Annotated in this window: 21 protein-coding genes; 7 read left to right on the forward strand and 14 right to left on the reverse strand. The window is 57.5% G+C overall.

Annotation, left to right across the window (positions count from 1 at the left end):
* Window position 1: 1 nt before the first annotated feature.
* The 7 genes from HP15_RS12865 to HP15_RS12895 all read left to right on the forward strand — a co-directional run bounded on the left by HP15_RS12865 (window position 2) and on the right by HP15_RS12895 (window position 5,195).
* Window positions 2-349 carry a Na+/H+ antiporter subunit C gene (locus HP15_RS12865; protein ID WP_014577872.1) on the forward strand — a complete coding sequence of 116 codons (348 nt, stop codon included), beginning with the start codon at window positions 2-4 and terminating at the stop codon, window positions 347-349.
* Window positions 346-1,860: a Na+/H+ antiporter subunit D gene (locus tag HP15_RS12870; RefSeq protein WP_014577873.1), complete on the forward strand. Its 1,515-nt coding sequence runs from the start codon at window positions 346-348 to the stop codon at window positions 1,858-1,860. The genes HP15_RS12865 and HP15_RS12870 overlap by 4 nt, the downstream gene beginning before the upstream one ends.
* Window positions 1,857-2,330 (forward strand): Na+/H+ antiporter subunit E, encoded by a 474-nt coding sequence (locus HP15_RS12875; RefSeq protein WP_014577874.1) that lies wholly within the window; start codon window positions 1,857-1,859, stop codon window positions 2,328-2,330. Before HP15_RS12870 ends, HP15_RS12875 begins: the two co-directional genes overlap by 4 nt.
* Window positions 2,331-2,339: 9 nt before the next feature.
* Entirely contained in the window at window positions 2,340-2,612 is a 273-nt protein-coding gene (locus HP15_RS12880; RefSeq protein ID WP_014577875.1) for a monovalent cation/H+ antiporter complex subunit F, read from the forward strand.
* On the forward strand, window positions 2,605-3,012 hold the full coding sequence (mnhG, locus tag HP15_RS12885) for a monovalent cation/H(+) antiporter subunit G (protein ID WP_014577876.1): 408 nt from the start codon (window positions 2,605-2,607) through the stop codon (window positions 3,010-3,012). The genes HP15_RS12880 and mnhG overlap by 8 nt, the downstream gene beginning before the upstream one ends.
* Before the next feature lie 70 nt (window positions 3,013-3,082).
* On the forward strand, window positions 3,083-3,364 hold the full coding sequence (gene ppnP, locus HP15_RS12890; RefSeq protein WP_014577877.1) for a pyrimidine/purine nucleoside phosphorylase: 282 nt from the start codon (window positions 3,083-3,085) through the stop codon (window positions 3,362-3,364).
* 187 nt (window positions 3,365-3,551) lie between these two features.
* Complete coding sequence (locus HP15_RS12895; RefSeq protein WP_014577878.1) at window positions 3,552-5,195, forward strand: fatty acid--CoA ligase; 1,644 nt, start codon at window positions 3,552-3,554, stop codon at window positions 5,193-5,195.
* A gap of 20 nt (window positions 5,196-5,215) precedes the next feature.
* Here HP15_RS12895 and HP15_RS12900 read toward each other — a convergent pair whose 3' ends face one another.
* The 14 genes from HP15_RS12900 to HP15_RS12965 are packed head-to-tail and all read right to left on the reverse strand — an operon-like array spanning window position 5,216 to window position 23,045.
* Window positions 5,216-5,608 (reverse strand): RidA family protein, encoded by a 393-nt coding sequence (locus tag HP15_RS12900; protein WP_041645421.1) that lies wholly within the window; start codon window positions 5,606-5,608, stop codon window positions 5,216-5,218.
* Between the two features lies 1 nt (window position 5,609).
* On the reverse strand, window positions 5,610-7,511 hold the full coding sequence (locus tag HP15_RS12905; RefSeq protein WP_041645423.1) for a sigma-54-dependent Fis family transcriptional regulator: 1,902 nt from the start codon (window positions 7,509-7,511) through the stop codon (window positions 5,610-5,612).
* Window positions 7,512-7,532: 21 nt separating this feature from the next.
* Entirely contained in the window at window positions 7,533-8,168 is a 636-nt protein-coding gene (gene leuD, locus HP15_RS12910) for a 3-isopropylmalate dehydratase small subunit (protein WP_014577881.1), read from the reverse strand.
* A gap of 1 nt (window position 8,169) precedes the next feature.
* Window positions 8,170-9,579: a 3-isopropylmalate dehydratase large subunit gene (gene leuC / locus HP15_RS12915; protein ID WP_014577882.1), complete on the reverse strand. Its 1,410-nt coding sequence runs from the start codon at window positions 9,577-9,579 to the stop codon at window positions 8,170-8,172.
* Between the two features lie 14 nt (window positions 9,580-9,593).
* The gene (locus HP15_RS12920) at window positions 9,594-10,001 is read right to left on the reverse strand and encodes a hypothetical protein (protein WP_041645426.1); all 408 of its coding nucleotides are present in this window, start codon (window positions 9,999-10,001) and stop codon (window positions 9,594-9,596) included.
* A 7-nt stretch (window positions 10,002-10,008) separates the two neighbouring features.
* Entirely contained in the window at window positions 10,009-10,599 is a 591-nt protein-coding gene (locus HP15_RS12925) for an isochorismatase family protein (RefSeq protein WP_014577884.1), read from the reverse strand.
* Window positions 10,599-12,470, reverse strand: coding sequence for a hydantoinase B/oxoprolinase family protein (locus HP15_RS12930; RefSeq protein WP_014577885.1), 1,872 nt, complete (start codon window positions 12,468-12,470; stop codon window positions 10,599-10,601). The genes HP15_RS12925 and HP15_RS12930 overlap by 1 nt, the downstream gene beginning before the upstream one ends.
* Window positions 12,471-12,474: 4 nt before the next feature.
* Window positions 12,475-14,547, reverse strand: coding sequence for a hydantoinase/oxoprolinase family protein (locus tag HP15_RS12935; RefSeq protein WP_041645427.1), 2,073 nt, complete (start codon window positions 14,545-14,547; stop codon window positions 12,475-12,477).
* Between the two features lie 40 nt (window positions 14,548-14,587).
* Window positions 14,588-15,853, reverse strand: a complete 1,266-nt coding sequence (locus HP15_RS12940) for a DUF1329 domain-containing protein (protein ID WP_041645430.1) — start codon at window positions 15,851-15,853, stop codon at window positions 14,588-14,590.
* 19 nt (window positions 15,854-15,872) lie between these two features.
* The gene (locus HP15_RS12945; RefSeq protein WP_227499633.1) at window positions 15,873-17,528 is read right to left on the reverse strand and encodes a DUF1302 family protein; all 1,656 of its coding nucleotides are present in this window, start codon (window positions 17,526-17,528) and stop codon (window positions 15,873-15,875) included.
* Window positions 17,529-17,542: 14 nt separating this feature from the next.
* Window positions 17,543-19,933 carry an efflux RND transporter permease subunit gene (locus HP15_RS12950; protein ID WP_014577889.1) on the reverse strand — a complete coding sequence of 797 codons (2,391 nt, stop codon included), beginning with the start codon at window positions 19,931-19,933 and terminating at the stop codon, window positions 17,543-17,545.
* Window positions 19,934-19,935: 2 nt separating this feature from the next.
* Window positions 19,936-20,925 carry a WD40/YVTN/BNR-like repeat-containing protein gene (locus HP15_RS12955; RefSeq protein WP_041645432.1) on the reverse strand — a complete coding sequence of 330 codons (990 nt, stop codon included), beginning with the start codon at window positions 20,923-20,925 and terminating at the stop codon, window positions 19,936-19,938.
* Entirely contained in the window at window positions 20,915-21,838 is a 924-nt protein-coding gene (locus tag HP15_RS12960; protein ID WP_014577891.1) for a hydroxymethylglutaryl-CoA lyase, read from the reverse strand. The genes HP15_RS12955 and HP15_RS12960 overlap by 11 nt, the downstream gene beginning before the upstream one ends.
* 10 nt (window positions 21,839-21,848) lie before the next feature.
* Entirely contained in the window at window positions 21,849-23,045 is a 1,197-nt protein-coding gene (locus HP15_RS12965; protein ID WP_014577892.1) for a CaiB/BaiF CoA transferase family protein, read from the reverse strand.
* Window positions 23,046-23,258: the final 213 nt, after the last annotated feature.

Here is a 23,258-nt window from a genome sequence, read left to right on the forward strand (position 1 = left end):
TATGGAAACCTTGATGGCCTATGTCGTTGGGCTGCTTTTTACAGCCAGCATATACATGATGCTGCGCCGCTCTATCGTCAAACTCGTCATTGGCCTGATCATTCTGAGCAACGCGGCCAACCTTCTGATTTTCGTGGTCGCGGGTTTGACCCGGGGCGCACCACCGCTGATTCCCGAGGGGGCGAGTGAAGTCGTTGGAGCAGTGGCCGATCCCCTGCCGCAGGCCCTTATTCTCACCGCCATTGTGATTGCTTTCAGCGTCCTGGCGTTCGCCGTGGTTCTGATCCGTCGTGCCTACGAAGTGGTTGGAACCGATGACCTGGACAAGATGAAGGATACGGATACTTGAACCCGGAACTCGTTCTCCCGATCCTGATACCCCTGACAGCCGGAGCTCTGTCCCTGGCATTCTGGCGCTCCATCACGCTTCAGCGGGTCCTTGCAGTTGTTGCCACCGGGCTGTTGCTGGCAGCCGGCATCTGGCTCATGAGTTCAACCATTGAGCAGGGCTTTCTGGTGGTTGAAATGGGCAGTTGGCCTGCGCCCTTCAGCATCGTGCTGGTGTCCGATGTTCTTGGCGCCATCATGATTGTGCTAACCGGCATTATCGGCCTTGCCATCGCAATCTATTCGCTGGCCTCAACACCGAAAGGTCATGAAAAATTCGGTTATTACCCCCTGATGCACCTGCTGCTCGCCGGCGTAGCCGGAGCCTTTCTGACTGGCGATATATTCAACCTGTTTGTCTGGTTCGAGGTGATGCTGCTGGCATCGTTTGCCCTCCTGACCCTGGGCGGGGAGCGAGCCCAGATGGAAGGCGCCATCAAGTACGTGACCCTGAACCTGTTCTCGTCGGCCATTTTTCTCTCCGCCGTGGGCCTGCTCTACGGGATGGTGGGCACCCTGAACATGGCGGACATCGCCCAGAAACTGAACAGCGTGGAAGACCCTGGCATGGTGACGGTGGTCTCGCTGATGTTCATGGTATCGTTCGGCATCAAGGCGGCGGCGTTCCCCCTGTTTTTCTGGCTCCCTGCCTCCTATCACACGCCGCAAGTCGCCGTCTCAGCGCTGTTTGCAGGGCTCCTGACCAAGGTAGGGGTTTACGCACTCTATCGGGTGTTTACGCTGATCTTCACGCAGGACGTCGCCTACACACACACCATATTACTCTGGGCCGCGGCCCTGACAATGCTGACCGGCGTTCTCGGCGCGGCGGCGCAGTTCGAATTCCGGCGAATCCTTTCTTTCCACATTGTCAGCCAGATCGGCTACATGCTGCTCGGGCTGGCGCTATTCACGCCTCTGGCCCTGATTGGCGGCGTGTTTTACATCATGCACCACATCATTGTGAAGACGAATCTGTTCCTGGTGAGCGGCATCACCTACCGTCTGCTTGGGAGCTATGAGCTGAAGAACCTGGGCGGTGTGTACCGTCAGCGCCCGTACCTCGCTCTGTTGTTTTTGATTCCGGCGCTCTCGCTCGCCGGTATTCCGCCTTTGTCCGGTTTTTTCGCCAAGTTCATTGTGGTGAAAGCCAGCCTGGAGGCCAGTGAATATGTGATCTCTGCCATCGCTCTGCTGGTTGGCTTGCTGACCCTGTACTCAATGATCAAGATCTGGGCGGAAGTCTTCTGGAAAAAGGTTCCCGACCATGTGACCGATGTCGGCAGGCTCAACGGCGAGATTAAAAATACGCACAACTGGGCCTACTATGTGCCGGTGGTCGGGCTTGCGGCTTGCACGCTCATTATTGGCCTGTACGGCCAGCCGATTTACGTTCTGGCCGAGACGGCCGCAGACCAGTTGATGAACCCGCAGCTATACATAGAAGCGGTTCTTGGAGGGACGCCGAAATGATTGGCCTGTTCTGGAACCTGCTGCTTGCAATCGCCTGGGTGGTTCTCAGTGGCAGCGTCACTGCCATGAACCTGCTGGCCGGCTTCTGCTTTGGCTACATTGCGCTCATGGTTCTACAAAACCAGGTGCCCGCGTTGAAGGGCTACTCCCGGAGAATTCCGAGATTAATCGCCTTCCTCGCCTTTTTCCTGAAAGAGCTGGTGAAATCCAACCTGCGGGTTGCCTACGATGTCGCCACGCCGGTTTGGCACATGAAGCCCGGTGTGATCGCATTTCCGCTACAGGCACGTACCGATATGGAGATCATGTTCGTCAGTAGTGTGATCTCACTGACACCGGGGACCCTCAGCCTGGACGTTTCCGATGATCGACGGGTGCTGTTCATCCACGCCATGTTTCTTCAGGACGAGGAACAGCTCAGAAATGACCTGAGAGAACTGGAACACCGAATCCTCAAGGTTATGCGCTAGGAGCCCACCATGCTTGGAATCGCCATTAATATTGTGTATCTCATGCTGTCCCTGGCGTTACTTTTTGCCTTCATCCGTTTAACCCGAGGCCCTTCCCTGGCAGACCGCGTGGTTGCACTTGAGCTGATTGCTTCCGTGGTGGTTGGCTACGTTGGGGTTCACGCCATTGATACCGGTGTCTCCAGTTTTCTTGATGTGGCGATCGTGATATCCCTCACCGCTTTCCTCGCGGCAATAGGGTTCGCCAGGTTCCTGGAACGTGGAGGCGTCAAGGATGAGTGAAATTTTCGTTTCCATCCTGTTGCTGGCAGGGGCCTCATTCATGGTGCTTGCGGCCATCGGCATTGTCAGGCTGCCAGACCTGCCAACACGCATGCACGCATCCACCAAAGCAGGCGCGATGGGCGCGATACTCACGATGGCCGGGGTAGCACTGCACTTTTCAGACAGCGCTGTCGCGGCAAGGGCAATCGCCTTCATCGTGTTTATACTTTTGACCGCTCCGATCGCTGCTCATGTCATCGGGCGGGCAGGTTACTTCACCGGAATTTCGCTCTGGAGCGGTACCACCAAGGACGAACTGCGGGAACGATACGATCCGGACACCCACAAGCTTTACAGCGGACTTGAAACCAAAACAGACCGAGCAGTGCCCGACAATAACAAGGACGGCTCAGGCTGATTATTTTGTCATTGGAAGTGCACGAAATTCCCGTATAGTAGGCTGCCCACATCATTCGAGGAGCCAGCACATGCTGCAAGTAAATGAATATTTCGAAGGCCAGGCCAAGTCCATTTCCTTCCAGACCTCGACTCTGCCAGCCACCGTTGGCGTGATCAGCCCGGGCGAGTACGAGTTTGGTACCAGCAAGAAAGAAACCATGACCGTCATCAGCGGCGCCCTCACTGTGCTGCTCCCCGGCATGGAAGAGTGGATGACCTACGGTGCCGGCGAGAGTTTTGACGTAGCGGGTCAGGCCAGCTTCAAGGCAAAGACCGACATCGACACGGCTTACCTCTGCACCTACGAGTAATTCCGCACCTACGAGTAATATCGCTGCCCCTGAGGGGCGCGTCCGCAGAGCGAAACGGATTTCGCACCTAAGCCACCGTTCGCTCTGCATTTTTTCACCCTTTTCGGTTCCTGTTTCAGCCAATCTGTGTCAGATTTATTCCTGTTTCTCGCGATAACACCAACAACTGGGAAAGAGGACACACGTAATGGCACAGACACGCATTCTACCCCCGGCTGAAAACGCCTATGAGTACCCGCTGCTGATCAAACGACTCCTGCTCTCGGGCCCCAGGTACAATCCAGACCAGGAAATTGTCTACTCCAACCGCAGCAAGTACACCTATACGGATCTCGTCGAGCGCATTCACCGTCTGGCAAACGCATTGACCGATGCCGGCGTGAAACCGGGCGATACCGTTGCGGTCATGGACTGGGATACCCCCCGGTACCTGGAGTGCTTCTTTGCCATTCCGATGATTGGCGCCATTCTGCACACGGTCAACATCCGGTTGTCGCCGGACCAGATCGTTTACACCATGAACCACGCCGAAGACGATGTGGTTCTGGTTCACGACGACTTCCTCCCGATCATTGAGGCCGTCAAAGACGAGATCAAAACGGTCAAGACCTGGATTCAGCTCACCGACAGCGATAACGCACAACAGGCACCTGTTGAGGCTGTCGGGGAGTATGAGGACCTTCTCGCAAGAGCCAATGACAAGTTCGACTTCCCCGATTTCGACGAAAACAGTGTAGCGACCACCTTCTACACCACGGGCACCACCGGCAATCCCAAAGGTGTCTACTTCAGCCACCGCCAGCTGGTACTGCACACGCTGGCCATGACGGGCACCGTGGCGTCATTCGACGAGATGCCGCTGATGCGTTCCTCATCGGTCTACATGCCAGTGACGCCCATGTTCCATGTGCATGCCTGGGGCGTGCCCTATGCCGCCACTATGATGGGCATCAAACAGGTATATCCGGGCCGCTATGAGCCGGAGCTACTGGTGGATCTGCTCAAGGAACACAAAGTGACTTTCTCTCACTGCGTGCCCACGATCATGCAGATGATGATGGCCACCGAATCCATCAAGACGGCCGACCTGAGCAACTGGCACGTCTTGATCGGCGGCAGCGCACTCACCAAAGGGCTTTGCGACGCCGGGGCCAAGCTCGGCATCAAACTTTACACCGCCTACGGCATGTCTGAGACCTGTCCGCTGCTCTGCGCGTCGCACCTGAAGCCCGAAGACCTGGAACTGCCTCTTGAGCAGCAAACTGCGATCCGGGTGAAGACCGGTATTGCGACGCCCATGGTTGAGCTGGAAATTGTGGACCCCGAAGGCAACCCGGTCCCCCATGATGGCGAGGCCAAGGGAGAGATCGTGGCCCGCGCGCCATGGCTGACCCAGGGTTACTTCAAGGAGCCCGAGAAAGGCGAACAGCTCTGGGAAGGTGGCTGGCTTCACACCGGCGACGTGGCTTCCATGGAGCCGGACAACACCATCACCATCAAGGATCGCATCAAGGACGTGATCAAGACCGGTGGCGAGTGGCTGTCTTCACTGGATCTGGAAAACCTGATCAGCCAGCATTCCGCTGTCGCCGGTGCTGCGGTGGTTGGCGTGCCTGATGAAAAATGGGGCGAACGCCCGCATGCTCTGGTCACCTTGAAGCCGGGCGAGCAAGCCAGTGCAGAGGATATCCAGAACCATCTGAAGCAGTTTGTGGAAAGCGGCGAGATCAATAAATGGGCGATCCCGGAGCATATTGATTTCGTGGAAGATATTCCGAAGACCAGTGTTGGCAAGATCAACAAGAAACTGATTCGGGATCAGTTGCAGTAAACCCACGCATTGCCACCCGGTTAGGGCCGGGTGGCAATCACATCCAGCTCAACCATCAATTCTGGCAGGGCCAGTGCGGACACACCGACCGTCGTATCTGCAGGCCAGGGTTTGTCAAAGTAGCGTTCCCGCATCTTTATAACGCTTTCAAAGTTATTCATGTCTGTAAGGTATACAGTGATCTTGAAAATGCGATCGACGCCCGACCCTACGGCATTCAGTGCCCGCTCAATATTCGCCATTGCCTGATCAATCTGGGCATCAATATCCCCCGGGCCAACGACGCCCCCAATCTGATCAATCGCTGCTTGGCCCGACAGAAATATCAGATTTCCCACACAGTGGCCTTGGCCAATGAAGAAATGTTCAAAGGGGTCGGGGTCAAGGTGGACCGGTTCTGTACCTATTGCCATATTATTCTCCGGATTGATCGTTACCCACTGCCCGGGGATCGGCACTCATCTGTTTCAATCGACGCCAGAGTGTGGTCTGGCTGATGCCGAGGTACTCCGCAGCTTTGGTCTTGTTGCCCCCGAAGCGACCAAGCACCTTAAGGATTTCCTCCTGCTCGACGGACTGCAGGTGACAGCCCTCGGTTAACCCGGATTGGCCCAGATCTGTCAACTCGAACAACTCCGGGGCCAAGCTTTGAAGATGGGACGCGAACTGTTCCGTTGATGAATAAAGCGTGGACGACACCAGCAAACGCTCCATCAGATTTTCCAGCTGGCGAACATTGCCAGGCCAACCATATCGCCTGAATCGGGGAACCAAGACCTCGGCCAAGGCATTTTCATCGGCATCAATTCCGTACTGCCTGCCGAGTGACTGGATAAAGTGGCGGGTCAGGGGTTCAATATCGTCTGGCCTCTCACGTAGTGGCGGCAGATTCACTATGAACACGTTGAGCCGGTAGTAAAGATCTTCCCGAAACCGACCAGCTCGAACCTCCTCCAGCAGATCGTGGTTACATGCAGCGACAAACTTGATGTTGAGAGCTATGGACCTTCGCGAGCCGACCGGCCGGACTTCCCGCTCTTGCAGCACCCTCAGAAGTTTAGCCTGCTGCGGCAAAGGCAAAGAGTTGATTTCGTCCATGAAAAAGGTGCCGTTGTTGGCGGTTTCCAGCAACCCGGATTTGCCACCACTACGCGAGCTTGTAAAAGCGCCATCGGCATAACCAAACAATTCTGACTCAAAGAGCTCACTGGGAATAGCGGCACAGTTGATAGCAACAAAAGGTCCCTCTTTGTTGGCGCTGGAGTCGTGAATCATTCTCGCCGCAAGCTCCTTACCAGTCCCGGTTTCACCTCTAAGCAAAACTGCGCCCGGAGTAGCGCCGTAAACTTGAAGAAAGTGCGCGACCTCCGCCATGCGACCAGACTCATAAATAAGCCCGCTGGTCTTACCTTCAGATCCAGACTTGCTCTGCGGCGCCGCGGTTAAGGCATAAAGGTGCCCCACTCGCACACCATCGACTTCAAAGGCGCTCTTCTGAACCCGACACAGCCGATCTCCCACTTGAATGCCCTCGGCAACCGTATCTGGTGTTTGCAGAAACCGGCTATCCAAAAACCGATCAATGCGTTTGTTGCGAGCTAGTCCCTTCACCAGACCCAGAGCACTTCGATTAAATCCAATGATCTGTTCGTCCCGGTTGGTGATGATGGTTGGACTGCTTGCGCTATCCATAAGGAACTGCACAAACGCTCGGCGTTCGCCTTCGCGCTTGTGCTCTCCGGCCACAGAGATCGCCTTTCGGACCATGTAACGGCAGGATTCCCTCGAATACACCATGACAAACGGCAGGCCTTCCTGCTCAGCCAGGTCACAGATAAAGCTGGAGCCGATCACCACACCAATACCGTCTTTCTCTACACCGTGGAAGGTTTCCCGGGCCTCTTCTGCAGTCTTATAGGTGCGATGAACAATGTCGACACCTTCCACGTAATCGAGAAACTCAGTCCAGGTGCTCTGGTGTTCATAGGTCAGCAGAAGAATCTTGTTGCTGATCTGGCGGGCCTTGAGTACGGCATTGACCAAATCGGATTGCCTGAGCTCCAGTGCCACGACCGGCACCGGCAAGGTGTCCTTCAGATAGTGCGCATTCGCTCCGGCGCTAATGAACACATCCACCGCGTCATGCTCGACCAGACGCCGCGCAGACATGAGGGCATCGTTGAAGATGCTGTCGATGATGACGATCTCAGCGATGGATTGGAATTCCGGAATCAGGGAGTGAACCATCTTGCTGAGCTTGGAGTTGCCGATCAGGCACAACTTAACTCGATCTGCTTCGGCGTTATTGAACTCCATCATCCCCTCCTCAATCCGGTTCTACTCAAAAAGCCAGGGTTCCAGGGTTCTTCGGTTCGCCTCGTAGGCCTGAATGGAGCCTGAAAAAGTCAGGGTACGACCTATCTCATCCAGACCGCTGAGGAGGTTCTCCCGCCGACCCGACTCAACCACGAAACGCCAGGTCTTCTTCGGACTGCGAATCTCGCATTGCTCCAAATCCACCGTCAGTTCCAGACCGTCCGTGTCACTGGCCAAATTGAACAATTCGTCAATGGTTGACTCGTCGAGTATTACCGGAAGCAGGCCATTGTTAAAGCAGTTGTTAAAGAAAATATCCCCAAAACTGCTGGCAATAACCGCTCGAACGCCAAAGTCCTTCAGGGCCCAGACCGCGTGTTCCCGGGATGACCCACAGCCAAAGTTTGCCCTGGCCAGCAGGATGGAAGCACGGTCGTAGGGCGCCCGGTTCAGAATGAAGTCGGGATCCGGTCTGCGCTCCGACACGGGGATGTCCACATCACCGGGGTCCAGATATCGCTCATCATCAAAGAGGAAGTCTGCAAACCCGGTTTTCTCCAGCATTTTAAGATACTGCTTGGGCAGAATTGCGTCGGTGTCCACATTCGACCGGTCGAAAGGAACGACCAGACCGGTGTGTGTTTTGAATGCCTCCATCCTATACCTCCCTCACATCGGTGATTTCGCCCGCCAACGCAGCCGCAGCGGCCATCAGCGGACTCATCAGATGAGTCCGACCACCCTTGCCCTGCCTGCCTTCAAAGTTCCTGTTAGAAGTGGAGGCACAGCGCTCGCCAGGGTTAAGCCGATCATCATTCATACCGAGGCACATTGAGCATCCCGCCGCCCGCCACTCGAAACCAGCATTTCGAAAAATCATATCCAGACCTTCCCGCTCTGCCTGCAGGCGAACCTGGCCAGACCCTGGAACAATCAGAGCCTGTTTCACCGACCGGTGCACTTTCTGTCCCTGCACCAGATTAGCGACGGCTCTCAAGTCCTCCATGCGGGCATTGGTGCAAGAACCAATGAAAACCTTGTCGATTGACAACCCCTTCAGGGGGCGCCCGGGCTCAAGCCCCATGTAGTCCAGAGCCCGCCTGGCCGATTCCCGCTTCTCCGGCGCCAGCTGAGAAAGATCCGGGGTTTTGCCATCAATACCGGTGACCATCTCTGGGGATGTGCCCCAGGTTACCTGCGGCACCAGGGCTTCCAGCGGAAAATGCTCCTCGCGATCAAAATCTGCCTCCGCATCCGAAACCAACGTGCGCCAATACTCACGAGCCTGCTCCAGGCGCTCGCCAACTGGCGCCTGGGGTCTGCCCTCCACGTATTGTTCCGTCACCCGGTCATAAGCAACCATGCCTGCCCGGGCACCGGCTTCAATGCTCATGTTGCAGATGGTCATGCGCCCCTCCATGGACAGGTTACGAATGGCTGCACCGGCGTATTCAATGGCATATCCGTTGCCGCCAGCGGTCCCTATACGCCCAATCAGCGCCAGAATCAGGTCTTTTGGGGTCACCCCGAAACCTGGCTGACCTTCGAACACCACTCGCATGTTTTTCTGTTTCTGGGTCCGCAGGGTCTGGGTGGCCAGCACATGCTCCACCTCGCTGGTACCGATTCCCATGGCGAGCGTCGCGAAAGCGCCGTGAGTGGAGGTATGAGAGTCGCCGCAAACGATGGTCATGCCCGGCAAGGTCAGGCCCTGCTCCGGACCCACCACGTGTACGATCCCTTGCCGGGCATCTTCCAGTTCAATCAACGGAATACCGAATTCCTCGCAATTACGCGACAGGGTTTCCACCTGTTTTCGCGCAACACGGTCGGCAATACCTGCGACGCCGAGTTCCCGTTTCCGGGTTGGTACGGCATGATCGGGCACCGCTACATTGGCCGGAATTCGCCAGGGCTTTCGACCAGCCGAGCGCAGACCGGAAAAAGCCTGGGGCGTGGTCACTTCGTGCAGCAAATGACGGTCGATGTAGAGCAACGCGGAACCGTCAGGCAGTTCATCCACCAGGTGGCGCTGCCAGAGTTTGTCGTAGAGCGTACGCGCAGCCATGTTTGTTGTCCTCGTTATTGGCGTTGCACCGCAGCCTGAACGGTCTCCCAGTCAAGCCATTGATAGAGTTCCTCACCCCTGTCGGCATCCAGACGATAGCCGCACCAGGTTTCGAGCTTACCTTCCTGAAGCGGTTCGATGATGCAGTAAGGGCGAGCGCAGTCAGGTTCGCTTAATCCCGCCGCCAGCAGACGTTCACGGGCCTGACTGAGCTGCCGCGCGGCCTCTGCCTGGCCAGCCTGATCTGACTGCGCCAAAGCGCTGACGTTCTCCCGAAATCCACGCACATAGGCTTCGCGGTAGGTTTGGCAGGCCTGCGGATCGGATGAGAGTCGTTCCAGAAACGCCTGCCGGTTACTGCCGATTTCCTGGCCGGCGGGTGTTGCCGCACACCCTACGAGGAGGGCCAAATATGCGGCCATCACCGCTCTAGTCAAGAAACGCAAGCAATTCGCTGAGAGACATAACGTCCGCATATTTGATCCCCAGATCCCGCAGGTTCGCTTCGTGGGCGTCAGGATCCCTGTCTCCGACCGCTTCCCGCGGGATCAGGGTCCGATAGTTATGCTGAAGGCTGTCCAGCGCCGTGGCCCGCACACAGCCACTGGTTGTCAGACCCGTAACCACCGTTCCGTCCACGCCAGCGGCCTTGAGCCGGTCATCCAGATCGGTACCAAAAAATCCGCTGGCCCAGTGTTTTACGAGGACCGGCTCGTCGCTCCGGGGTTGCAGTCTTGAGTCCATCTCCACGAGCCCGGAACCGGCTTCCAGTACGTTGAGTGCCGGCAGTTTCTCCCGGAATACCGAAGCCTGGGACGGCTCCGAATACGCGACGGTGGTGAAAAACACCGGCCAGCCGCGTTCCCGGAAACGTTCAAGCAACACCCGGTTGGCTTCAACCACGTCGTCAGACTCGGACGCCAAAGGGCTCTGTGACGGGTCGGTAAAGCCGACGCTGAGATCCACGAGGATCAGCGCATAGCGCTGTCCCCGTTTCAGCACGTTGGATGACAGGGCCATCAGTGCACCCCTGCGGTGTTCCAAACCGGCGTTGCCGGCGCGGGCAATCCCGTCTCAGCTTCACAACGAGCCTTGATCTGCTCGATGGTGCCACCCCTTGAGAACAGAGCGTCGTTATCACGACTGCCGGCCATCTCTGTACGCAAGGCCTCGGTGGCCGACTGGTCAATGGCGCCTTTAGCATCCAGGACCACACCATAGCGACGGGCACCGTCAACGCTGATCAGCCCTTTCACCACGTCGGTTGCCACTGCCGCCGGATCCCGCTCCAGGGGGTTGCCCCAACCGCCGCCACCCCAGGTGTCAAAGACAACGAGATCGCCTTTTTCCACCTTGATATGGTCGCACTTGGAGGGCAGTACCCGGCGTTCGCCATTTGCCTTCACCAATTCCTTCCGACTGCGCATCCCGGGGTCGCCTCCGTTAACGCCCCAAGGGTAGGTCAACCAGCGATCATCGTGGATGGAAATTTCTCCGTCTGCCAGCAAGCGATACCCTACACGGATGCCGTTGCCGCCGCGGTGTTTGCCCGCACCACCGGAATCAATGATGGTTTCATAGGTTTCGATGCGGAGCGGGAAGTAAGCCTCCACGAATTCGTTGGGCACGTTGGTAAAGCCGGGCCAAAGACTGTGGCCATCCGGGCCATCGCCGACCGGCCGGCCAGGAATACCACCGAAACCGATCTGGAAGAGCTGGAACCACTCGCCCTTGTCATCGTAGCCGGAGTACATGAAGTGCGGAGAATCAGAGAATCCCGCGGCACTCATGGCATCCGGCGTGCCCTGACCCAGCAGCCCGCCCATCACGTCGAAAATGCGACCGAGCAGGTGAGTCCGGCAAGACAGCGCCGCCGGGAAATTCGGCTTGAGAATACTACCCTGGGGAATCCGAACCTCCACCAGATCGTAGAAGCCATCGTTGAACAGGATCGACGGGTCAAACAGGTTGATGGTAAAGGCACCGAAGAACATCTTGAACATCTCCTCGTTGAGGTAGAAGTTCACTGAGGACGGAGCCTGGGGGTCGGTACCCTCGAAATCAAAAATCGCTTTGTCACCTTCACGCCACATGGTGCAACGGATGGTATAGGGCCCAAGACCAGCGCCGTCGTCACAGATGTAGTCTTCAAACGAGCGCTTGTCCTCGGGCACCACGTTGCGGATGATTTCCCGCATCGCGATATAGTTACGCTCCAGCATCATGCCAAGGGCACTGCTGAAGATGTCGTCACCGAATCGCTGGGCAAGCTCTACGCAGCGGCGTCCGGCGGTGCGGCAGGAAGCGACGATGGCGTTGAAATCCGAGCGGTTCCAGCGCGGCATCCGCACGTTATGGAGGATCAATTCCAGCACATCGTGGTTCAGCTCGCCCTTCTTGTAGATCTTCACGGGCGGGATGCGAATCCCCTCCTCGAAGATGGTCTGGGCGTCGGTGGGCAGACTACCCGGTACCTTGCCGCCAACGTCCGACATATGGCCGAACATGGCAGCCCAGTTAATCAGGCGGCCGTCCTTGAACACCGGGACCAGCACCAGCCAGTCCGGCAGGTGGCTCACTGCCCCGTCACACATGTAGGGGTCATTGGTGAGGAAGATGTCGCCTTCCTCGATATCGCCGTTGTAGGACTGGATGAAGCCTGTGATGAAAGAGCCGAACTGCCCTACCACCATCTTGCCCTCGTGATTGGCAATCATCGGAAAAGCATCACCCTGCTCCCGGATGCCCGGGGACATGGCGGTCCGAAACAGGACTGCATCCATCTCATTGCGGGCGTTCGCCATGGCGTTCTCGATGATGTCGAGTGTCACGGTATCCACGTCGACCTTTTGCAACGGGGTGCTGTTTGGCTGAATGATATTCGCAGGCATACGATTACTCCTTGCCCTGGCGGCCGACAGGTTCAATCAACAGGTTACCCACCTTATCCACTTCCGCCTGATAGCCGGGGAAGACGACGGTGGTGGAATCCATTTCGGTCACGATAGCCGGTCCAGGCAAGACGTGCCCCGGACAGAGCCGCTCGCGATCATAAAGCGTGGCGTTATGATCGGCACCGTTGAAATAGATCGGACTTTCACCGGTAATAGCAGCGGACAGATCGGTGGCTTCGGTCGCCCATTCCCGCTCGGTTATATTCGGGCGTGGCGCCCGGGCAATAGCGCGCAGGTTCACCAGTTCGTGTTCTTCGTCGAGGGAGAAGCTGAAGAGCTGCTCGTGCTCCGCATCAAATGCGCTCTGAAGAAGAGCGAGGCCCTGGTCCCGGAGGGCATCCGGCGACACATCCTGGGTCAGCAGCAATGCCTGGCCCTGGTAACGCACGTCCGCCTGCCAAGTGATGGTCTGCTGGTCAGCCGGAATATCCTGCTTCTCCAGGGACTCGGTAACCTGACGGGTCAACCCTTCCAAAATGCTAACCACGCTCTCTTTGTCCAGCTGAGAGAAGCCTTTGATCAGGGATCGGGACGCCTCGTCCTTCACTCGGGTGGTCGCATCGCCGTAGGCGCAGAGAACGCCGGGAGATGGCGGTACAATCACCGGCCAGGCATCCATCAGGATACCAAGCGCGTTGGCGTGCAGCGGACCTGCGCCACCAAAGCCACACAGGGCGAATTCCCGGGGGTCATAGCCCTGTTCGACAGAGATCAGTCGAAGGGCTCCGAACATGTGCTCATTGGCGATGCGAACAATTCCCTCCGCCGCTTCTTTCAGTGGCACGCCCATGGCGTCCGCAACTTTCTGGACCGCAGCCTCGGCCAAGTCCTTCCGGATTTCCATGTCGCCGCCCAGTTTTTGATTAGCAGGCAGGTAGCCCAGTACCACGTTGGCGTCGGTCACGGTAGGCTGCTCGCCACCCTTGTTGTAGGCCGCCGGGCCCGGCTCTGCGCCGGCACTGTCAGGGCCTACACGGAGTGCTTTCGTCAGTTCCGGTACGAACGCGATGGAACCACCGCCGGCACCCACGGTACGAACATCGACCGATGGAGCACGAACGGCCACGTCCCCCACTCTTGTCTCCCGGCGCAGGCGTGCATGGTTGTCTTCGATCAGCGCTACGTCCGTGGAGGTACCGCCGACATCGAAGGTAAGTACTTTGTCAAAGCCACCCCGGGAACAGAACCAGATCGCACCGGCAACACCGCCGGCGGGGCCCGAGAGGAGCAGGTTGACCGGTGTGTAGGATGCCGAGTCACAGGTTGCCAGGCCACCGTCGGAGCGCAGGATCGAAAGCTGCACATCATCGGCCAGACGAGCCTGGATTTCCGCTTCGAGATGGTCCAGGTAACTTGAAACCTCTGGACGCACAAAGCTGTTGACCACCGTGGTTTCGGTGCGCTCATATTCCTGCATTTCCGGAACCACGCGGGAAGAGAGCGATACCGGGATGCCAGGCATTACCTCCTCGGCGATCTCGGCTATCCTCTCTTCGTGGACACCGCTGGCGTATGCGTTGATCAGTGACACTGTCAGCGCTTCAATGTCGGCGTCACGCAACTCTTCGAGCTTCGTCCGGATATCCGCCTCGTCCAACGACGTGACCACCTCGCCGCTGGCGCTCAGGCGCTCCACCGCTTCCACTGTGTGCTCAAGCGGGGCCAGCAGCGGCTGTTTATTGAAGATAACCCAGCCCCCCAAGCCACCTGGCACAAACGAGCGGGCAATATGCAGAACCTGTTTGTACCCCTGGGTAGTCACCAAACCGACCTTGGCACCCTTCTGGGTGAGGATGGCGTTGGTGGCGACCGTGGTGCCATGCATCACCGAGCGGATCTGTTTTGGATCAATACCCGAGGTGCGGCAGATCTTCTCGATCCCGTTCAGTACCCCCACGGACGAATCCGAGGGGGTAGAGGGAACCTTGGCGGTATAGGTTGCCCCGGTATCATCGTTGATGAGGAGCAAGTCCGTGAAGGTACCACCCACATCAACCCCTAGTCGAAAGCTCATAGGTGTCTCCTGACTGTTCTATATCGGGTTTGGGCCGGCTTCAGCGAACTGCTGCCTGCTCAAGCTCGCGCAAACTGATGGAATTGCCATCAAACCCATCCGTGTTAAGTTTGGCGCTGGGCGCCAGAACAAAGATGGTGGCGTGACGACGCTGGTAATCGATGGTGAAGCCCGCGTTGGAGACAATGCCCCGGTCGCCATCCTCGGTTTCAATGGTGCGCAGGTTGTAGTTCATCCATTTCCAGAACTCGCCTTTACGATCGTAAACGTCTGCCATGTAGAATCGAGGGAACTGCGCATCCATGTACATGACTTTCTTGCTGTACGGATGCTCGGGCGGAGCGACGGCCTCAATCACCCAGACCTCACGGGGCTCCCACTGGTCCTTCGGGTTCCAGTAGGGGGCGTTGTCCAGATCGACAATCGGGAAGGCAGCACTGCCGCTGGCGTCTTCATTCCAGGCGGTGGACTGACTGTTGGCAACAACCAGAACCTTGCGCTTGCCCAGCAGCTTGTACTCGGGGTACCAGGTGGGGTGGGCGTTAAAGATCTCGATGTCGTCATTCAGCTGGTCGGTACCGCCGATCGGATCCATCCAGGTGCCACCGGATAGGCGGCGGGTGCGGCGTACCGACTTGATGTACGCCCAGCTGTCATCCAGCTTCGGACTGTCATAGCGTACGGTGAAAAGGCCCAGGCCACGGATATCGGCAGGGTAGGTGGCGTAGAGCAGCTGCTTCCAAAGTACATCGCCGTCGCCCTCCACGGTGCTTTCTTCACCCAGGCGACCTTTCATGTAGTAGCGGCGCAGGACCCACTCCTGGGTACGCTCCAGGCCCCGTTCGTCATCCACAAACAGGTACGCAAACTCCGGGTAGTCCTGGAAGTTCTTGGTGGGCTGGGCAACATGATGGTTCCAGATGAGTTTTTCTGCAGCGTACGCGGTGTTCTCGTCCACGTTCGGGAACGGCATGCCGGCCTGCCAGCCTTCCATCATCCGGGTATCCGGGTTGAACGTGGCGCTGGCCGAATACTGCTCGGTGGCTTCTAGGTAATCCTCACCCAGTTTGATGGGCTCCGGATCCTTCAGGGTGATCTCCAGGCCCTCTTCGCGGATCAGTCGCTTCTGCAGATCGGTCAGCAGACCGTCGAGGCTGTCACCATGAAAGGTATCTGACAGGCGCTGGTCCAGGTTACCCGAGTTTATGGTGTCACCCGCCGACAGTTCAGCGGCCTGCAGGAAGCCCGAGCCGGCCATAAGGCCTACAGCGAGGGTGAGACTTTTAACGGATGTGATTGTTTTCATTGTTACTCTCCTCATATGCTCAGAACTGGTAGGTCAACCGCGCAAGCAGTTGATCGTTGCCGGAGAAGTACCCGAACAGGTTCGTATCGTTGAAGCCCTGAAGAGGGCGTTCCTGATCCTTCTCGTGGAAGAAGATGTCCGCCTCCAGGCGCACACGGATGTGGTCGCCATAGGCCAGCTCGACCGCCGGAATAACAAAGCCACCGCCATAGGTCAGGTCCGAGCCAATGGCGAGGGAAGGGTTGATCTGGTCGTTGGCGTAGTTGGTGGCAAGCACCGCGGTGATGATGCTGCTGAATTCCTCGGTCTCGCCGCCGAAGCCGGCAAGGTTGACCAGTTGCTCTTCTTTCTCGTAGTCGGTAATCCAGTTGTTAAACAGCTGAACAGTGAAGAAGGATGGGCGGCTGGTACCCAGCACGTCCTGCAGATCCAGCTGCTTGTCGATCCGGAACATGGACCGGAACAGCTTCTTCTCTTCAATTCCACAGAAGCCCGGGAAGAAACCACATCCGGGCCCTTCGGCGATGCTCTCGATGCCCACGTTGTAGGGAGCATTCGGTATGTAGGCCAGTTCAGTACTGAACACCAGGTCCGGACCCGCGAAGTAGTTGTTGGCGGTTACGCCAAAGACATCAATGAACGGATAGATGAACTCACCGGCCTCGGTGGCACCGCCTTCATACACGCCCTCGTAGGGGCCGGTCTGCAACTGCGGCTGACCCGGATTGGTGGCGGGGTTCGGATTCACAACAGGATTAGGGTTGGGACCCCGGAACCACCCGACCGAGTATCCCCAGTCACCGGCCAGACCGCTCCAACGCAGACCGAAGGAGTCGTCATCCATATCGGCGTCCGGATGGTCGTAGTTATACTTCACGTTGGCACCAAACGGGGCAGAGGCAAAGGTGATGCCCTTGTTCGGATTGTTAGCCCAGCGGCCGCCTTCCACGTCGTAACTGTTGCCCCTGTCTTCGCCATCATTAAGTTTTCCGGGGATGTACAGCACCTGCAGGCTGCCATCGAGGTCGTAGAACTGCTGGGTCAGGTTGACCATGTTGAGCGGTTTGCGAAGCTCCTCGTTTTCCGGTTCCAGGAAGGAGCGCCAGCGGAAGTCGTAGCCGTGCACCACATCCAGCAATTGGAAGAAGTCCGTTTCGCCCCAAACCACCTGCTGGCGACCCACCTTGATGTTGGTGGAATCGGTAAGGTCACCCTGCACCCAGAATTCCCGGAGTTCCTCGTCGTCGTAGACGTCATCGCGTAGGTTAACGCTGGAGCCTGCAGCACCACCGGTAGCCGCCCATTCATCCATGACATCCTGAAGATCTTTACCGTAGTCAGTAGGCGATTCACGGGAAATCCGGCCAGTTATCTTGGTCCGCCAGTTGCCGAAGTCACGGTACAGATCGAGCTTTCCAACGGTGCGCGCCATGGACAGGTCGTAGCGATAGTCGTCCCTCTGCTCACCGTCCGGGCCGATCAATGTCGGATTCTCGAGGTTCCAGGACAGGTACTGGCGAATGTAACCGCTGACCTCCCAGTCCTTGGTGAGCCAGTCTTCCTCGGCCGAAGCTATCTGAGGCACACTCACCGACGCTGCCAGCACAGCACTGGCCAGAAGGCCTCGCTGCCAGGGACGGTGAATCGAGGTTGAGTTTTTGTTGTCTCTCTTCATTTTGGTACCCATCATCAGTGAGTGGATTGCGCCAGCCGTTCCATACCTTGATCGGATTCGGCCTTTACTGGGCGGTCACCGAAGATGAACTTCGGCTTCAACACCCGAACCAGGGATGGCATCACGAACAGCGAAGTGAACGCTGAAACGAGCAGCCACAGCCCAATTAAGGTGCCCATCTCCGCCTGGAATCGCAGCGAAGACAGGGACCAGAACAAAACGCCGGCCGCAAGGGTCACAGACGTGAGGAGCACGCCGCGGCCGGCAGAAAACAGGGATTGGCGAATAGCATCCATGGGGTCTGCCCCGGGATCTTTTTCCAGGTATTCCTTCACCGAATCGACGATGTAAAACGCGTAGTCCACGCCCAGACCAATCCCGAGGGCGACGACAGGCAGAGTGCTGATACTCATGCCGATGCCTTGCCAGGCCATGAAGGCAAAGGTCACCACGTTGGAGATCAGCACCGGAACAATGAAAAAGATGCCGCTGGCCGACGAGCGGTAAACGGCAAGGCAGGAAAGGATGACCACCAAAAGCGCCAGAGCGATGGCCTCGATCTGATCGGACAGCAGGATTTCGTTGACCGCGGCAATAATTCCCAGGGAACCACCCGCCAGACGCACATCCACGCCTTCGAGGGGATTTTCCTCAATGTACCGACGGATCTGGTAGGTGGCGTGACGCAGGGTCTCGCCCTGACGGTCCCGGAAGAACAGGATCACCGAGCCGTTCTGGAACAGCGGGTCGGCGAACTGGGCGAGATCGTCCGGCGCAGCCCCCTGCATGTAGAAGCTGATCAGTTCGCCATTTTCCAGTTGGGTAGCGCCCAGCTCCCGGTACCGGGGGTTGCCCTCGTACAGGTTGCGGCGCACGTCCACCACAATGTCAGCCAGTGAGACACTGCCTCCCACTGAGGGCAGGCGTTCCATACGGCGCTGGAAACCCTGCATCCAGGCCAGGACATCCGGGCGCTTGAGCGCGTCCTCCTTCTCGCCCTCCAGCACCACGAACATCTGCTCGGTGCCCGGGTAATTGGCGTTGATCAGGGCACTGTCCCGGTTGAACTGGGAATCTTCCCAAAGGATGGGGGAACCGGTGGTCGCGTCGCCAATGGTCAGATCGGTGGCCTTGAACACAAGAGCGGCAACAAGTATCAGTGTGACTGGAAGGACGAAGAACCTGGCCCGGGTTTCGACCACTTTCACGGCCACAGACAGCACGGCATTCAGGAGGAAGCGCAGGTTCAGTGGGTGGGCATTGCGCAGGGGCGCCTTGACCCAGCTCAGCAGCACTGGCGTGAGAATCACGGCAGAGAAGCCGATGGTCATCACCCAGATCGCACCGATGATCGACACCTTCTGCAGCAGCGGAATGGGTGTGAGCACCACACACAGGATGGCACCGGCATCGGACACCAGCCCCAGCAGACCGGGACGGAACAGTTCCTTCATGGTCTGCTCGGCGGCCTTTCGCGGCTCCACACCCTCGCCGTCGCAGAGGTCGTCAAACCGGGTGATTAACTGCACTGCATGGCTGAAGCAGCGCGCGGTGATGATGAACGCCACCACAATCACCAGTGGATCGAAGTTGAAGCCCAGCAGAACCCCGATACCCAGGGCCCAGATGGTAGACACCACGCCACTGAGTAGAGGCAGCAGGGTGCCGCGCCAAGTGCGGTTCAGCAGGAACAGGGCAAACAGCATGGCGCCTAGGGAGATCAGGGCAATGGAGACAGTCTCATCCAGGTAGAAGTCGACCCAACCATAGAGAATAGGCTCCCCCACCACATGATGCGTTACCTGATCGGCCACCGGGGAGGCATCCAGAATCCCCTGGACCTGCGGGAAAATCTTGCTGTAGTCCACCAGATGGTCATAGAAATCCATCTGAATCAGAGTCGAGGACAGGTCGGGCTCGACGTAGATTCCGTAAACCAGCGGGTTGTTGATGATGGCCTCGCGAAGGGCCTCAATGCCGGCATCGGATTCCGGGACATCCGGCCACATCAGCGGTACGCTCTCGATACCCATCGACGAAGCACTGACGGACTTGAGCTTGCGGGAAGCAAGAGATACTACCTGGAACGGGTTAACGCCGCTCACCTTTGCCAACTCCCGGGTAATCCGTTTAACTTCCTCAAGGATCGGCTGGGTCATGATATCGCCGTCACGGGCCTGGACCAGGATCGACACCTTGTTGCTGCCGCCGAAGGTATCCTTGTAGGTCTCATGCACGTCCACGTATTCATGGTCGCTTGGCACCATATCGCTGAATACGGTTCGTACGTCGATCTTCAGCAGGGTCAGTGCCATTAACAGAGTGGACACGAAGATAATGGCAGTCACCCAAACACGGTGACGGATGCAGAATTCGGAGAGGGAACGGGCAAATGCACTGATCATGATCAGATTCCCCCTGCCATGGCATCCGGCCAAGTCTGCCAGCTGTCATCAGAAAGCAGTCCAATCGTCTGGCCCGCGATCAGTACACCATTCTTTACAGGCTCCAGGCGTGCGTGGTATCCGTTGGCAAAGTTACCAGGCTGGAGCGCCTGCCACCGAGTTCCGTCCTCTGAGCTAAGCAGCACCCCGCCATTGCCGGTGGCGAGCCAGCGTTGGCTGTCGTGAATCACGTCGTAGAGATGCTCCGTAGTCGGTGAAGGGGTCTTTTCCCAGGTCTGGCCGCCGTCGACGCTGCGGAATATCACGCCGCCATTGCCAACAATCACGCCGTCATTGCCATGGAAGGCCACCGAACGCAGGCTTTCGTAGCCCAGTTCTTCGCCCTGCCAGGACTGACCGTTATCCCGGGAGTGATAGAGAGTGCCAAATTCAGCGGTAATCCAGAGTTCGCCGGCTTCAGTCCGGGCAATATCGTTGAGGGCAACGTCACCTTCGATACTGAGGTTCTGCCACTGGTTCGCCTGGGCGTCGGAGCGGAACACTGCACCCATCTCGCCAATGGCCCAGAAATGACCGTCAAGCCAGGCCACTTCTATCAATTTACCGGCAATGTCGGACACCGGTAACTGCAACGGCTCCCACTCGCCATCGCCATGATGACGGAAAGTCCAGCCAGCATTCCCCACCGCCAGCACGGTACCGTTATCATCGGCAGCAATACCCTGGAGGTTCACGTTTTCGGGCATCACATGCCGATGCCAGTCCTCAAGGGTTTCTCCAGCTTCCAGCACTAGGCCGTTGTTGCCAGCGAACCAGTACCGGCCAGCTTCCGAGGCGCTGACGTCATAGAACAGATCCCGCGGTTCGTTCAGTGGCTGAGGCAGAGGCAGAGGTTCCACACCGGGCTTGATAAAAGCCGCGGCGTAGGCCAGGCCACCAACGATGGCCCAGGGCGCCAGCTGCGCGGTAATCCCAAGCACCTTAGCCAACATGACCGGCCTCCCCGAGCAGCTTGGCACGCTGCTGGCTCAACCAGCGAAAGCTCTTGCCACCGAGGGGCACGCCCGTGAGCTCTTCGGCCAGGTGAACCAGAGGCACCAGATCCAGCGGATCAATACCGGTGTCATGGCCCATACTGTTGAGCAGGAGTACCACATCCTCCGTGGCGACATTGCCGGTCGCGCCCGGTGAGAAAGGGCAACCGCCGAGACCGCCGATGGAGGAATCGAATTCACAAACACCCCGATCCACCGCCACTGTGATATTGGCGAGGGCCATGCCCCGGGTATCGTGGAAGTGGCAGGAAAGTCGGTCTGCCCCAACTTCCGGAACCACGAGGTCCAGAACCTGACGGACCTGGGTCGGGTTGGCAGCACCAATGGTATCGGCGATGATAATTTTGGCGGCTCCGGCCGAATGCATCAGCCGCGCATATCGGGCAACGACCTCCGGATCAACCAGACCTTCGAAGGGACATTCAAAGGCAACCGCCAGATAGGCCTGCACCTCGACCCCTTCCAGATGCCCGCGTTCCACAATGGCTTTGCATACATCAGCAGTCTCATCCAGGGACATCCGAATATTTTTCTGATTCATGGTATCGGTAACCGACAGAACCACGTTGACAACCTTTGCGCCGGCGGCGGTGGCCAGCTGGTAACCCTTCATATTGGGCACCAGCCCTGCATAGCGAACCTTGTCGCTCGCTGGCAGACGGCTGAAAAGTTCGTCGGTGCCCGCCATTTGCGGAACCGCTTTCGGGGAAACGAAACTGCCGGCTTCAATATTTCTCAGCCCGGCACCCACAAGCGCCTCGATCAACTGCGCCCTGGCGTCCACACTCAATGTCTTGCCCTGGCTCTGTAAGCCGTCGCGGGGTCCGACGTCGTTGACACGCACCTTCATGGCTGCCTCCTTATCCGATGGCCTGCATGGCTTTGAGTTCTGCAATCCGCTCATCGCTATAGCCCAGGGACTTCAGGACATCCTCGGTGTGCTGGCCCAGCAGGGGCGGCGCGGTGTAGGAATCTGAAGAGTCGACGCTGAGCTTGATCGGGTTGCCCGGCGCCTTGACGGTGCCACCATCGAACTGGGGAATATCCACCACCATGTTGCGGAACAACACTTGGGGGTCGCTAAGGGCATCGGAGAACTTGTTGACCGGAGCACACGGAATGCGGGCGCTGGAGAGCAGCTCCACCCAGTGTTCGGTGGTGTTGGTCTTGAGCAGATCGGTAAGGATGCCGTTGATCTTGTGTTTGTCGGCAAATCGCCCGGGCTGAGTTTTGTAGGCTGGATCCCGCAGCTCATCAATGCCCAAAAGCTCCACCAAGTTGTCCCAGAAGCTGTCGAAGATCACCGCAATAATTACGAAGCCGTTGCTGGTGCGGAAGGCATCGTAGGGCACATGGACAAAATGACCGTTCCCGATCGGAGACGGATTATCGCCGCTGAGGAAATACATTGTTGCCATGTAGTTGAGCATGCTGATCTGGCAGTCGAGCATGGAAATGTCCACATGCTGTCCGTAGCCGTTGACCGCGCGGGAATGTAAGGCCGCCAGGACCCCCATCACCGCAAACATGCCTCCACCAAGGTCGCCAATGGGTATACCAGCCCGGGCCGGATGTTCAGCATCATGTCCGGTGATCGACATGCCGCCACCAATACCCTGGACCACCTGATCAAATGCCGGGCGCTTGAAATTGGGCCCGGCCTGCCCGAATCCAGTTACCGAACAGGTAATGATGCGAGGATTCACCCTCGATAGATGCTCGTGATCAATCTTGAGCTTCGCTGGCACGCCGGCGGAGAAGTTATCAAGCACGATGTCGGCGTCTTTGACCAAATCATAGAAGGTCTGTAGACCAGCCTCGGACTTCAGATCAATGCAGACACTCTTCTTGTTGCGATTGAGGGTAATGAAGTAGGCGCCGTGACCGTTGTAGGAATTGCGGGGATCCTTGGCAAGTAATGAGCGGGTGCCTTCGCCTTTCAGGGGCTCTACCTTGATGGATTCTGCTCCCATGTCGGCCAGCAGCATTCCTGCGTAAGGGCCGGACAGCATATGGGTCAGATCGATTATCCGGACGCCTTCCAGTGGTTTAGTCATAGTCAGTCAGCACACGGTTGTTGGATTGATGTTGTTGTTCATCAACAGGACGAACCTTTTACATCCACCATCGCAAAGCCGGTGCCAACTCTTGATAGACACAAAGAGAATCTTTCAAGCTGTTGAAAATTAGGTATTATTTCGTAGGTAGAAACACGTAACGGAGGGTTATCGGATGAAGAAAAACCATTTCATTTTGAAATCCTTTAATTC

The organism is Marinobacter adhaerens HP15 (assembly GCF_000166295.1).
Lineage (GTDB): Bacteria > Pseudomonadota > Gammaproteobacteria > Pseudomonadales > Oleiphilaceae > Marinobacter > Marinobacter adhaerens.

Bases quoted from the DNA above. Each gene is read 5' to 3' on its own strand.
- HP15_RS12865 (WP_014577872.1), top strand. From the start codon at position 2: ATGGAAACCTTGATGGCCTATGTCGTTGGGCTGCTTTTTACAGCCAGC.
- HP15_RS12875 (WP_014577874.1), top strand. From the start codon at position 1,857: ATGATTGGCCTGTTCTGGAACCTGCTGCTTGCAATCGCCTGGGTGGTT.
- HP15_RS12880 (WP_014577875.1), top strand. From the start codon at position 2,340: ATGCTTGGAATCGCCATTAATATTGTGTATCTCATGCTGTCCCTGGCG.
- mnhG (WP_014577876.1), top strand. From the start codon at position 2,605: ATGAGTGAAATTTTCGTTTCCATCCTGTTGCTGGCAGGGGCCTCATTC.
- ppnP (WP_014577877.1), top strand. From the start codon at position 3,083: ATGCTGCAAGTAAATGAATATTTCGAAGGCCAGGCCAAGTCCATTTCC.
- HP15_RS12895 (WP_014577878.1), top strand. From the start codon at position 3,552: ATGGCACAGACACGCATTCTACCCCCGGCTGAAAACGCCTATGAGTAC.
- HP15_RS12900 (WP_041645421.1), bottom strand. From the start codon at position 5,608: ATGGCAATAGGTACAGAACCGGTCCACCTTGACCCCGACCCCTTTGAA.
- HP15_RS12905 (WP_041645423.1), bottom strand. From the start codon at position 7,511: ATGGAGTTCAATAACGCCGAAGCAGATCGAGTTAAGTTGTGCCTGATC.
- leuD (WP_014577881.1), bottom strand. From the start codon at position 8,168: ATGGAGGCATTCAAAACACACACCGGTCTGGTCGTTCCTTTCGACCGG.
- leuC (WP_014577882.1), bottom strand. From the start codon at position 9,579: ATGGCTGCGCGTACGCTCTACGACAAACTCTGGCAGCGCCACCTGGTG.
- HP15_RS12920 (WP_041645426.1), bottom strand. From the start codon at position 10,001: ATGGCCGCATATTTGGCCCTCCTCGTAGGGTGTGCGGCAACACCCGCC.
- HP15_RS12925 (WP_014577884.1), bottom strand. From the start codon at position 10,599: ATGGCCCTGTCATCCAACGTGCTGAAACGGGGACAGCGCTATGCGCTG.
- HP15_RS12930 (WP_014577885.1), bottom strand. From the start codon at position 12,470: ATGCCTGCGAATATCATTCAGCCAAACAGCACCCCGTTGCAAAAGGTC.
- HP15_RS12935 (WP_041645427.1), bottom strand. From the start codon at position 14,547: ATGAGCTTTCGACTAGGGGTTGATGTGGGTGGTACCTTCACGGACTTG.
- HP15_RS12940 (WP_041645430.1), bottom strand. From the start codon at position 15,853: ATGAAAACAATCACATCCGTTAAAAGTCTCACCCTCGCTGTAGGCCTT.
- HP15_RS12945 (WP_227499633.1), bottom strand. From the start codon at position 17,528: ATGAAGAGAGACAACAAAAACTCAACCTCGATTCACCGTCCCTGGCAG.
- HP15_RS12950 (WP_014577889.1), bottom strand. From the start codon at position 19,933: ATGATCAGTGCATTTGCCCGTTCCCTCTCCGAATTCTGCATCCGTCAC.
- HP15_RS12955 (WP_041645432.1), bottom strand. From the start codon at position 20,925: ATGTTGGCTAAGGTGCTTGGGATTACCGCGCAGCTGGCGCCCTGGGCC.
- HP15_RS12960 (WP_014577891.1), bottom strand. From the start codon at position 21,838: ATGAAGGTGCGTGTCAACGACGTCGGACCCCGCGACGGCTTACAGAGC.
- HP15_RS12965 (WP_014577892.1), bottom strand. From the start codon at position 23,045: ATGACTAAACCACTGGAAGGCGTCCGGATAATCGATCTGACCCATATG.